The sequence below is a fragment of the Pedobacter sp. W3I1 genome (assembly GCF_030816015.1).
Taxonomy (GTDB): Bacteria; Bacteroidota; Bacteroidia; order Sphingobacteriales; family Sphingobacteriaceae; genus Pedobacter.
The window spans coordinates 4,866,131-4,879,447 of the sequence record NZ_JAUSXN010000001.1 but is presented as its reverse complement, the minus strand read 5'-3'; the positions used below and the strand labels follow the sequence as shown (position 1 = coordinate 4,879,447).

The following is a 13,317-nucleotide window of genomic DNA, read 5'->3' as shown; positions in this document are numbered from 1 at the left end:
GCAATAGTATAACTTTTTAAGTGCCCGTTAATCTTGTATCAGTAACATTAAAATTACATTTTTTTACAGATATCAGGATTTAACTGTAGATTAGCTATACTAAGATCAAACAACCAATTATAAACTTAAGGGCGCAAACTTTATCCATGAAGTGATTCCCCTTAAAAAATTTGTGTAATCATAAATATATGTCCCGGTTTTTAGCCTTTATCTGCGCACTTATATTATATATCCCCCTTTCCGCGCAGGAAAATGTATATCAGTTTTCCCATCTTGATATTGCTAACGGCCTGTCAGATAACCAGGTAAATGCGATATATAAAGACAAAAGAGGTTTTATGTGGTTTGGCACCATGGCTGGTCTTAACCGGTATGACGGACATGAATTTAAGGTATTTAAGCATAGTTCGAAAGATACTTCAAGCATTCCTAATGGTTATGTTGTAGGTATTTTTGAAGGGCCTGAACAGCAGTTATGGATTGCCTCAAATGGCAGTTATAGCATTTATGACCCCTCTACTGAAAAGTTTGAACGGTTTCAGGATAAACACTTTAAAAAATATAAAATCCCCGGTGGGTACCTACGGGCGGTACGGGCCAATAGTAGTGGTATGCTCTATTTCTATGTCGAAAACCAGGGCATTTTTCGTTACGATCATAAAAGCGGTACAACCATTAAATATACCCAAAATCGCGGTGCATTAAATTCGCTGTCTGGTGATCAGGTAAGCGATTTTATTGATGATGAAAAAGGCAACTTATGGGTGATTTACACTAATGGCATTATTAAAAAATTTAATTTAAAACTGCGTAGGGTAACAAACACGTACTTAGCTATAAACAAGCGTTTTGGTGGACAAATCAATTCTTTTAACCTGAATTTTGATTCTGAAGGCAATATTTATATCTACAGCAGAGGCAATCCGTTTGGCCTGTATTACTTTAACGCATCCAATAATACATTCGCTTATTTTGGAAAAAAACAAGATCATTCGGGATTAAGTTCAAATAATGTAAGCCAGGTAATTGAGGGCGAAGACGGGAAAATTTGGATAGGAACCGATCATGGCGGGATTAATATTTTAGATAAGCATACTAACCGGTTAACTTATATCTTAAACAAAGAAGGTGATTTAAGGGGATTAAGCGATAATAGTATAGGCACTTTATATAAAGATAATGATGGGATAGTCTGGGTTGGAACCTATAAAAGAGGGATCTGTTACTACCATAAGAGCATTTACAAATTTCCGTTAAATCAGTACCTAACAGGTAAAAATGCTTTAAATGAAGATGTTAATTCTTTTGTAGAGGATAATAAAGGTAACCTGTGGATAGGAACAAACGGTGCAGGCCTGTTGTATTTAAACAGAACTACCGGCCAAATAAAAAGATACCGTAATAATCCTGCCAGTAGTAACTCATTAAGCAGTGATATTGTGATAAGCCTAACAATTGATCATTCAGGTATTTTATGGATTGGTACCTATTTAGGAGGGCTTGATTGTTTCGATGGGAAGAAGTTCACAAATTTTAAGCACAGCACGGAAGATCCCCAGAGTATTTCAGATAACCGTATTTATGCCTTGTTGGCAGACGCTGCTAACCGGCTCTGGGTTGGTACATTAAACGGCGGGCTTGATTGGTTGGACACAAGAACCGGAAAATTCAAACACTTTAACCCTTCAGTTAAAAATACATTAAATGCTTATGTGGTTACTTGTTTGTATGGAGATAGAAACAAGAATCTCTGGGTTGGTACCACCGATGGAGTTAGTGTTCTTGATGGAAAAACCTCCAGGTTCAGACATTTAAAAAATAACAGTAAAGATACCAACTCGCTAATACAAGGTGTTGTAAATTCAATCACCGAAGATAGCAGAGGATGGATATGGATAGGCACAAGGGAAGGGATAAGTATATACCATCCTGCAACAGGAAAGTTTACTAATTTAATCGAAGATGTTGGCTTGCCAGAAAATACAGTGCTTACGCTTGTTGAGGATGAGGATCGGAATATCTGGTACAGTTCGTTGAAAGGGCTTTATAAAATAGCGGTAATTCCCGCTGGTAAAACCTATACATTCAGATATAGTAAATACAATAAATGGGATGGGCTGCAAAATACGCAGTTTAATATTAATGCCGTAGGTAAAACAAGATCCAGTGAATTAATTTTTGGAGGCCCTAACGGCTTCAATATTTTCAGGGCAGGGCAGATTAAAAGCAGCGAATTTCCTTCAGCATTGGTCATGACCGATTTAGAGGTGTTTTACCATAAGGTGAGTGTTGGCGAGAAAATAAATGGTCACATTATTCTACCCGAAACAATTACAGCCCTCAAAAATTTAAAGCTGAGTTATAAAGAGAATATTTTTTCAGTTCAGTTTGCACTGCTCAACTACTTCAATCCTAAAAAAATAATCTACAAATACAACCTAGAAGGATTCGACAAACGCTGGCTTACGGTGCCTTCAGAAAGCAGAAAAGCAACCTTTACAAATCTTGACCCTGGCAATTATACGCTCCATGTAAGGGCTTTTAACGAAAATGAGACATCGCCTTTAGCCGAGACTCAGCTAAAAATCACCATTTTACCTCCATTTTGGCGTACAATATGGGCATATATCGGGTATGTTTTAGCATTTGGCTGCCTTTTATTGTTTATCCGAAGCAGAGGGATCAATAAACTAAGACGGGAGTTTGCCCTGGTGCAGGAAAGAATCCAGGCCCGACAATTGCGTGAGCAGGACCGTAAAGAGGCTGAGCGGCTACGGGAACTCGACCTTTTAAAAATTAAATTTTTAACCAACCTGAGCCATGAGTTCAGAACCCCTATTTCATTAATCCTGGCACCTGTTGATAAGCTCTTGACAGAATCCAAAGAAAAGGAGGGCTACGGCCAGCTTGCTATGGTAAAGCGAAATGCAAGGCGGTTATTGAACCTGGTGAACCAGCTCCTCGATTTTCGTAAAATGGAAGAGCAGGAACTGAGGTTGAACAATAGTGAGGGCGAAATTATATCTTTCATTAAAGATGCCACAGATTCTTTTTATGACCTGGCAGAACGGAAACAGATTAATTTTACTTTTGAAACCACAGTTGAAAAACTTTACGTGTCGTATGATCAGGATAAAGTAGAGCGGATACTGTTCAACCTGCTTTCGAATGCATTTAAATTTACGCCATCAGGCGGAAAAGTTAGTGTAACGCTACAAATGTTACCTCATCTGGAACAAGATGACAGGATTTCTCTGGAAATAAAGGTGGCAGATTCGGGTATTGGTATTCCAGAAGATAAACAGGAAAAAATATTCGAACGTTTTTTTCAAAATGAAACTTCTTCATCTATTCTGAACCAGGGATCGGGCATTGGACTTTCCATCACCAAAGAATTTGTAAAAATGCAGGGGGGCGAAATAACCGTACAAAGTAAGCCGGGTTTGGGGACTTGTTTTATTGTACACCTAAATCTTACGCCTGTTGCATTTCCAGGACTGGAACAAAAGCATCCGGTAGAAGTAGAAGCTGAACTTCCAAATGCCCTGCAGGATAAAAAAGAACCTGTTGATAAACGTCAGCATATAAAAAATGCACCATTGGTGTTGTTAGTTGAGGATAACGACGATTTTAGGTTTTACCTGAAAGATAACCTGGGCCTTTTTTATAATATAGTAGAGGCTTCAAACGGTAAGGAAGGATGGCAAAAGGCACTCGCACTGCATCCGAACCTGATTGTTTCTGATATCAGCATGCCGGAAATGAATGGTAAAGAACTGTGCATTAAATTAAAATCAGACGAGCGGACAAAGCACATCCCGATTATCCTGTTAACGGCTTTAACTGCCGAGGAGGAACAATTGAAGGGGTTGGAAACCGGGGCAAACGATTATATGACCAAGCCCTTTAATTTCGAAATTTTACACTCAAAGATCAAGAACCTGCTCACGCTGCACCAGACCTTTAAAAAAACTTATTCCAGACAGGTCAGCATGTCATCACCAGAAATGGAAATCGAATCAGACGATGTGAAATTCCTGAATACGGCATTGCTTTACATTGAAGAAAACCTTCATAATTCCCAGTTATCCGTAGAAGATTTGAGCAGCTATATGGCCATGAGCAGGGTATCGCTCTACAAAAAATGCCTAAGGGTTACGGGTAAAACCCCTGTTGACTTTATCAGATCCGTTAAACTCGAAAAAGCGGCAGTTTTACTGGAAAAAAGCAGTAAAACCATATCCGAAATATGCTATATGGTTGGTTTTAGTACCCCTAATTATTTTGCCAAAGCATTCAAAGCACAATACCATGTACTCCCTTCAGAGTATATCGCAGAAAAACGGAATCTGCATTAAGACGTATCGTTTTAAACTTAAATTTTTTCTGATGCCCCAGCCAAATTCCTACTTCAGGCTGGTTAGGGTGCATGTAGGCCATAAATATCAATAATTAGCTTTTTTCTTCTAAGAAGGCTTTTTAAATGCTGCTGTGTTAACATTTCTTCTTACTAATTTAACATTACTGCTCTGTACCCAGAATATGGTATTGTAGTTTTGAATCATAAAAATCAGGCAACATTATTCTAACCATTTAATACCTTATCCCTTTTATGAAACGATTTTCTTTTTTTATGCTATTGTTGCTTGTTACAACAAAACTGCTTGCAGTAGATGCTGTTGAAACACTACAGGACGGTATAAAGGTGCATCCAAAGGCAGGAGCAGCCAGGACAATTGAAATAAATGTTGTTAACAGCCGGATTATACGGGTGCAGGCCTCACCCGAAAATGTTATTCCTCAGGTGGCAAGCCTTTGCGTAGTGCCCGGGCTTAAACCAACAGTTCCCTTTAAGGTGACAAAAAATACTTCATTTGCACAACTATCTACTCATGACATTACTGTAAAAATTTCCCTGATTTCGGGTCAGATCTCTTTCACCGATAAGACCGGAAAGGTACTGCTTCAGGAGGTTAAAAGAACCTTCAGTCCTTTTAATGTAGAAAACGATAAAGGCTATACTTTCCAGCAAGTCTTTTCGGGCACATCTGGCGAGGCCATTTATGGCCTTGGGCAGCATCAGTCTGATGATTTTAATTATAAACATAAAAGCGAAGATCTTTTTCAGTACAATACCAAAGTTTCAGTGCCGTTCATTATGTCAACAAAAAATTATGGCATCCTGTGGGACAATTATTCGCAGAGTAAATACGGTGATCCCAGAGATTACAAAGACCTGAACCAGTTTAGCCTTTTTGATAAAGAAGGGAAGGAAGGTTTTCTGACGGCAACCTATACCAATAAAGGCAGTGCAACTATTGTTCGTCAGGAGTCAGCTATTGATTATGAAAATCTGACAACAGTGAAGAAATTTCCCGTAGATTTTAATTTTAATAATGGTTCTGTAGTTTGGGAAGGATCGATCCTTCCCAACCATACAGATATTTATAAATTCAGTCTATACTATGCGGGTTATACCAAAGTATGGCTTGACGGAAAATTGGTGGTGCCTGAACGTTGGCGTACTTCCTGGAACCCCAATACTTTCAGATTTTCCTTCCCGCTAACAAAAGGAAAACGAACCAAAGTAAGACTGGAGTGGAAACCCGATGGAGGCGTTTCCTATGTTGGCCTTAAGGCACTTTCTTCCTCTCCGATAGAAAAAAATGGTAATATATCCTTCTGGTCAGAAATGGGTGATAAAATGGACTATTATTTCGTAGCCGGTAAAAACATGGACGAGGTAATAAGTGGTTACCGCACGCTGACGGGCAAGGCTAGCATTATGCCAAAATGGGCAATGGGCTTTTGGCAAAGTCGCGAGCGCTATAAAACTCAGGATGAGCTGCTAGAGGTGTTAAGTGAATACCGGAAGCGTAAAATTCCGCTGGATAATATTGTGCTTGACTGGAATTATTGGCCCGAAAATGCTTGGGGAAGCCATCAATTTGACCTGAAACGCTTTCCGGATGCTAAAGGGATGGTAGATTCGGTACATAAAGAAAATGCAAATATTATGATTTCAGTATGGCCTAAATTCTATACCACAACAGATCATTTTAAACAGTTTAGTCAAAAGGGATGGATGTATATGCAGGCCGTGCAAGACAGTGTACGCGATTGGATAGGTTCAGGATATGTAGGATCTTTTTATGATGCCTACAACCCAGATGCCCAAAAGCTCTTTTGGAAACAGATGAAAGATAACCTGTACGTAAAGGGTTTCGATGCCTGGTGGATGGATGCTTCTGAACCCAATGTACGTGATTGTACTGATATGGATTACCGCAAGAAATTGTGTGGACCTACCGCCCTCGGATCTTCTTCGAAATATTTCAATGCCTACGCCCTGATGAATGCCAAGGCAATTTATGAAGGTCAGCGTGAAACCGAAAATAACAAAAGGGTATTTTTGTTAACAAGGTCAGGCTTTTCAGGTCTGCAAAGGTACTCTACTGCTACCTGGAGCGGAGATATTGCATCAAGATGGGAAGACCTTAAAGCGCAGATCCCTGCAGGCCTTAATTTTGCCATGTCTGGTATTCCCTTCTGGACGATGGACATTGGCGGCTTCTGCGTAGAGAAACGTTATGTTGAAGGCCAAAATGCTTTTGACACTACAGGCACTGAAAATGCTGATCTGAAAGAATGGCGTGAACTGAACCTGCGTTGGTTTCAGTTTGGGGCATTCTGTCCGCTCTTCCGTAGTCATGGTCAGTTCCCTTACCGCGAAATCTATAATCTGGCACCCGAGGGTCATCCGGTTTATAAAAGCCTTATTTACTATGATGAACTCCGCTACCGCCTGATGCCTTACATTTATTCACTGGCGGGAATGGCCTATCATAAGGATTATACTTTAATGAGATCGCTTGCGATGGACTATACCGCTGATCAGCAGACCTACGGCGTAAGCGACCAGTTTCTTTTTGGTTCAGGCCTAATGGTTTGTCCTGTTTATAGTTACAAAGCCCGTAGCCGCGAAGTTTATTTCCCTGAAGGAAACCGTTGGTATGATTTCTATAGCGAAAAACAGATAGAAGGTGGCCAAAAGTTAAGTATAGAAGCTCCACTTGAGCGCATCCCTCTTTTTGTTCCTGCGGGTACCATTTTGCCTGTTGGAGCGGTAATGCAGTATAGTTCGGAAAAGAAACCCGATAATATTGAGATTCGCGTTTACAAAGGCAGGGATGGAAAGTTTAGTTTATACGAAGATGAAGGCAATAACTATAATTACGAAAAGGGTGCTTTCTCTACCATTGATTTTGAATATTCCAACGCTAAAGACGTCCTGGTCATCAATAAACGCAAAGGTAATTTCCAGGGCATGCTAACCAACAGAACTTTCCGTGTTGTTATTATCGGCAAAACAAATGCAGCGCCGAAAATCATTCGTTACGATGGTAACCAAACAATAGTAAAGTTATAATAGATAGTTGTTGCAAACACACACATTAATGAAATCAATATTATTAACGATAACCGTTATATGCGCTTCTTTATTGGCGGGCGCACAACAAAAACAGCCAATTTATCTTGATTTAGGCCAGCCAATTGAGGTGCGGGTTAAAAATGCACTTTCACTAATGACCCCTGAAGAGAAAGTGTCTCTTTGTTATGCGCAATCAAAATTCAGTTCAAAAGGCGTACCCCGTTTGGGCATACCTGAAGTTTGGACTGACGATGGACCACATGGAATCCGTGAGGAAGTTTTATGGGATGAATGGGGAGGAGCGAACTGGACGAATGACTCTTGTACCGCGTTTCCGGCACTTACCTGTTTGGCAGCTTCCTTTAACCCTAAATTATCTTTGCTTTATGGCCAGTCAATTGGAGAGGAAGCCCGTTATCGAAATAAAACAGTGCTGTTGGGACCTGGTGTAAATATTTACCGTACCCCGTTAAACGGACGGAATTTTGAATATATGGGTGAAGATCCTTACCTCAGTTCCCGTATGGTGGTACCTTACATTCAGGGTGTTCAGTCTAAGGGGGTAGCTGCCTGTATAAAACATTTTGCCCTAAACAATCAAGAAGAATGGCGTGGCCATATCAATGTTGATTTAAGCGACCGTGCACTAAATGAAATTTATTTGCCAGCTTTCAAGGCTGCTGTCCAAGAAGCCAGGGTGTGGTCTATAATGGGTTCGTATAACCAGTTTAGAGGCCAGCATTGTTGCCATAACGACCTGCTTTTGAACCAAATTCTAAAGAAAGATTGGGCATTTGATGGAGTAGTAATTAGCGACTGGGGTGGTGTTCATAGTACCGATCAGGCAGTTAACAATGGGCTCGACCTGGAAATGGGTACCTATACCGATGGTTTAACAACAAAAGGAAAGTTTCCGTACTCAGCATACTATCTGGCTAATCCTTTCCTTAAAGGGATTAAAGAAGGGAAATATGACATCGCTTTGCTTGATGATAAAGCACGCCGCATCCTTCGTTTGATTTTCCGCACCACAATGAGCCAGAACAGGCCCTTTGGCCGTTTCGTTTCTCCTGAACATAGCGAGGCAGCCCGTAAAATCGCCCAGGAAGGAATTGTACTTTTAAAGAATGAAAACAAGTTTTTTCCTGTTCCAGGTGGAAAATTCAAAAAAATTGCAGTCATCGGAGAAAATGCTGATCGGAGCCTGGTCATCGGCGGAGGGTCATCATCACTGAAGGTGGCTTATGAAAAATCACCCTTAGCAGGGCTGATCGCTAAATATGGAGAAGACCATATTGTTTACAGTCTCGGTTATGCTTCGGGGCCATCAGTTTATGGGCGCGAGGAGCCATCCAGGCTAAATGCCGATTCTTTGGTAGCTGCCGCAATTGAGGTGGCCAGGCAAGCAGATATTGTCCTTTTTATCGGAGGGCTTAATAAAAATCATTTTCAGGATTGTGAAGGTGGCGACCGCCGCTCGTTAGGCCTTCCCTTTGGACAGGATAAACTAATTGATGCCTTGCTGAAAGTGAATAAAAATACAGCAGTAGTACTGCTCAGCGGCAATGCAGTGTCAATGCCATGGATAAACAATGTGCCTGCTATTGTGCAAGGGTGGTACCTGGGCTCTGAAGCTGGAAATGCATTGGCAGATGTGATTTCGGGGGAGGTAAACCCTTCTGGCAAACTGCCGTTCTCTTTTCCCAAAAAATTAGAGGATAATGCTGCACATTTTTATGGTAGACTTTCCTATCCTGGTGATAGTGTTAACCAATTCTATAAAGAAGATATTCTGGTAGGATACCGCTGGTTTGATACCAAAAAAATATTACCTCAATTTTCATTCGGTTATGGTCTTTCCTACACCAGCTTCGATTTAGGACCACTGTCATCAGATAAACAATTATATAGCAAAAACGATATCATCCGGATTTCATTTACCGTTAAAAATACCGGTGCAAAATATGGTGCTGAGGTTGCCCAATTATATGTACATGATCCGGTATGTACGGTACCACGCCCCGTGAAAGAGCTGAAAGCCTTTGAGAAAGTATTTTTGAAGCCTGGTGAAACTAAAACAGTAGAAGTTCGATTAAAAGTAGAAGATTTGGCTTTTTATGATGAAACTAAGAAGAATTGGAATATTGAGGCAGGTGATTTTATACTGCAGTTAGGCAACTCATCAAACCACATTTCTCAAAAATTGAAAATAACGGTAAATTAGGATTTCAAGGGCAATTGAAACGGGTTTATTAGAGGAGATATTTGTACCTGAGCATAAACTTTTATAAAAAAATAAATGAAAAGTCTTTTTTTAAGTCTGAGCCTTATCCTCGTCTTCAGACCGATAGGGTATGCCCAACAGGTTTTGTCTCCCAATAAAAAGATTAAAGTGGTTGTGGAAATGCAACAAGCTGGTCAGGAAGGCTTGGGTCAGCCTCATTTTAAGGTGCTGTATAAAAAAGAAAGCGCTTATATTGAGGTGCTGCCAAGCTCACCACTAGGTATTTCAAGAGAAGATCAGCAATTTGTGTCAAATCTTAGATTTGTTAAGGAAGGGAAGGCCGTTGCTGTTCATGATCAGTATAAAATGCTAACCGGAAAGCGCAAGTTTTGTGAGAATTTTGGGACTGAAAAAACATTCTATTATAAAAATTCGTCCGGTCAACCTCTAAAGATTACTTTCAAAGTTTATAACGATGGCGTTGTGTTCAGATATCGCTTTCCCAATCGCCCGGGCTCTATTATCTCCATTAAAGATGAAGCAACAGCCTATGTAATTCCTGCAGGCACTGAAAGATGGATGCAGCCATATAATCAGGCTTATGAGGATTTTTTTCTACATTCTACCACTGGGACTAATGAAAAAAAGAATAGCGACTGGGGATATCCGGCGTTATATAAGGTTAATCATCAATCCTTATGGGTACTCCTTTCCGAGGCTGGTGTTAGCAAGGAGAATTGTGCAGCCAGGCTGAATAATAAACAAAATAATAGCATATATAAAGTAACTTATCCTGCCGCAAAAAAGAACCTGTTAGGCGGAGATGTTTCCAGCCTCCCCTGGAAATCACAGTGGCATGTAATGATAATAGGAGAGCTGGCCGATCTGGTACAAAGTACATTGATTACTGATGTAAGCGAACCTTCTACCCTTAAAGATAGCAAATGGATTGAACCTGGAAGCGCAGCATGGGTATATTGGGCATATAATCATGGTTCAAAGGATTACAAGAAAGTAATTGAATATATCGATCTCGCGGTAAAAATGCACTGGCCATATGTACTTATCGATTGGGAATGGGATGTAATGTCTAACGGGGGAAAGCTGGAAGATGCGCTGAGTTATGCCAAAAGTAAGGGCATCAAAACGCTCTTATGGTACAATTCAGGTACCGATTGGCTTGAGCCAACTCCGGTAGACAGGCTGTTAACAAAAGAGAAAAGAGAAAAGGAATTTTCCTGGCTGAAAAGTATTGGCGTTTCAGGTATTAAGGTTGATTTTTTTGCAGGAGACCAGCAGGATATGATGAAATATTATATTGCCATTCTTGAAGATGCGGCAAAATACCGTTTACTGGTTAACTTTCACGGGGCTACAGTACCTCGCGGTTGGGCCCGTACTTACCCCAACTTAATGACTACGGAAGCAGTTTACGGGGCAGAATGGTATAACAATAACTCAATCTTAACGGATAAAGCTGCTGCGCATAACACCACGCTTCCATTTACCCGTAATATAATCGGTTCGATGGACTATACGCCGGTAACGTTTTCAGATTCGCAGCATGAGCATAAAACTTCCTTTGCCCACGAGCTGGCATTGGCGGTGGTTTTTGAATCCGGTTTACAGCATTTTGCAGACAGACCCTCTGCTTTTTATCATCTGGCTGAAGGACCTCAGCATTTTTTAAAAGGTTTTCCTACAACCTGGGATGAAACCAAACTGATTGAAGGCTACCCGGGTGAAATGGTTGTGATGGCAAGAAGAAAAGGTAAACTTTGGTATGTCGCCGGTCTTAACGGAAAAGACACCCCACAAACACTCCATCTAAGTTTTAAATTTCTAGGTAATTCAGCTTATACTTTCGATCTTTTCAAAGACGGAGCAGATGTCAAGTCGATTAAGAGTGAAACCAAAAGTGTTAAAAGATCAGATATACAGCAAATTCAGTGTCTTCCCCGAGGTGGATTTACAGGGGTAATCTACAGTTTGTAAGAGAAATCAAAAAAGAGTTTTTATTTGTGGTTTAATGCTTTAACGGTATTCAAGCTTATATCCCTTGCTGCGTATAACAACAATGTTGATATTCGGATCAAGTTCCAGTTTTTTTCTAAGTTTTGATATGAACATATCCAGGCTCCGCCCTACAATAACTCCTTCATCTTCCCAGATCTCTTTTTGCAGCCGGCTTCTCTCTATCGTCTGGTTAGGAGACAACGCGAAAATAAGCAGCAGACGGGTTTCAGTCCCAGTCAGGTCTATGACCTTTTTATTTATTACCAACTGCCGTTCCTTCGCATCAAACAAGACCGATCCTAACGTGAATACATTGGCGCGCTGATCGTTAAGTATGGCTCTTCTGGGTTTAATAGCTCTCAAAAAAATAAAACCAACAAATGCTAAAAATGGCAGGCTACCCAGAATATATCCTTTCTTTGTGATATTTACCCCTGTCGGTTTAAATTTAATGTTAATCATGTAACGTGCTTTAGGTTGCACTCTTCCTATACATGCTACAATCTCATCTTTTTTATTTTTTGATATAGCGTATCCATAGGCTACACTGGAGTTGCCACTATTCAGAACGTTGACAACATAATCACTTGCAAGCGGGTCTTTGGCCAACAAACGGCGTATAGTATTTACCAGTAAGCCCGGCTGAAAAGTAAGCTCCTTCTCAAACCTGATTTGATATTCATTTTCTGCGATCTTGTTTACCGGCAGCACCCGTGATATGCTGTCGCCCGACAGGAGGAGTAGTTCATGTCCGATCCTGCGGAGCAAAACTTCTCTTCTGGCGATATCAAAGCCGGCACTGTCAGTCATACTGAAAGCTGCGCAGATTACAGCGATAAACGAAAGTAATATCAATACGTACAGGTACTTGCTTTTCCCTGAAATGAAATTTCGGTTATCAGACATACTATTTACGATTTATTTACAAAGGTTACATTTTTATTTACAATCCAAGTTACTCAGGCTGGAAAATATCAAAGTAATTTTGCTGAGTCAACTTTGATAGCATATGAAAAAGCATGTCTTATCCGATCTATCAAGAGAATCTATATGTAATTTAATAAACCCAAAAAAATGATGAAAAAAGTAATTTATGCGCTGATGTTACCACTGGTTGTGGTAAGCGGACTAGTATTTGCTAATCGTGAAATCAAGAATGAAACGACTAAGAAGCCGCCGCTTTCTGCTGCTGAAAGGAAAGCCGAAAGGAAAAAATGGGAGGCTAGCCCTGATGGTATCAAGTTCAAAAAATGGGAGGCTTCTCCCCAAGGTAGAAAAGTGCTTACCGGTGCTGCTAAAATAAGGAAGCATATCACTGCTTTTACCAATATGGAGACTGTTGTAACCTCTCTTTCTCTTCCGCCAGGATCAAGATTAGGTTTCGGTGTTATGGTCAGGATTAATGGCGACGATTATATTGTAAAATTTGAGCCGGAAAAGTCTCAACTTGAGCAATTGCATAGCCTGAAAGTTAACGACAAAATAATGATAAGAAGCCATAGCGTATCGTACGCGCCTAAGTATTCATATCCAATAGTATCGTGCGATTATGTAGAACGGGATGGTAAAGTAATTTTTAAACGTGTTCCCCGCAAAGGCGGTTGCTGAGTAAACAAATAATGAAATACATACACTTGTATACGTT

Annotated in this window: 6 protein-coding genes; 5 read left to right on the top strand and 1 reads right to left on the bottom strand. The window is 40.4% G+C overall.

The features are described 5' to 3' along the window. Window positions 1-188: 188 nt before the first annotated feature. The 4 genes from QF042_RS19840 to QF042_RS19825 all read left to right on the top strand — a co-directional run bounded on the left by QF042_RS19840 (window position 189) and on the right by QF042_RS19825 (window position 11,651). A complete protein-coding gene (locus QF042_RS19840) occupies window positions 189-4,358 on the top strand; it encodes a hybrid sensor histidine kinase/response regulator transcription factor (RefSeq protein ID WP_307531634.1) in 4,170 nt (1,389 codons plus the stop codon). Between the two features lie 254 nt (window positions 4,359-4,612). After that, window positions 4,613-7,429, top strand: coding sequence for a TIM-barrel domain-containing protein (locus tag QF042_RS19835; RefSeq protein WP_307531632.1), 2,817 nt, complete (start codon window positions 4,613-4,615; stop codon window positions 7,427-7,429). Window positions 7,430-7,457: 28 nt separating this feature from the next. Beyond that, window positions 7,458-9,656 (top strand): beta-glucosidase, encoded by a 2,199-nt coding sequence (locus QF042_RS19830; RefSeq protein WP_307531630.1) that lies wholly within the window; start codon window positions 7,458-7,460, stop codon window positions 9,654-9,656. A gap of 75 nt (window positions 9,657-9,731) precedes the next feature. Continuing rightward, window positions 9,732-11,651, top strand: a complete 1,920-nt coding sequence (locus QF042_RS19825; RefSeq protein WP_307531628.1) for a glycoside hydrolase family 97 protein — start codon at window positions 9,732-9,734, stop codon at window positions 11,649-11,651. A 39-nt stretch (window positions 11,652-11,690) separates the two neighbouring features. Here the strand turns inward: QF042_RS19825 and QF042_RS19820 are convergent, their stop codons facing one another. Next, on the bottom strand, window positions 11,691-12,578 hold the full coding sequence (locus QF042_RS19820) for a winged helix-turn-helix domain-containing protein (protein ID WP_307531626.1): 888 nt from the start codon (window positions 12,576-12,578) through the stop codon (window positions 11,691-11,693). 168 nt (window positions 12,579-12,746) lie between these two features. On the opposite strand from QF042_RS19820, the gene QF042_RS19815 reads away from it, so the two are divergent. Further along, entirely contained in the window at window positions 12,747-13,280 is a 534-nt protein-coding gene (locus QF042_RS19815) for a hypothetical protein (RefSeq protein ID WP_307531624.1), read from the top strand. Window positions 13,281-13,317: the final 37 nt, after the last annotated feature.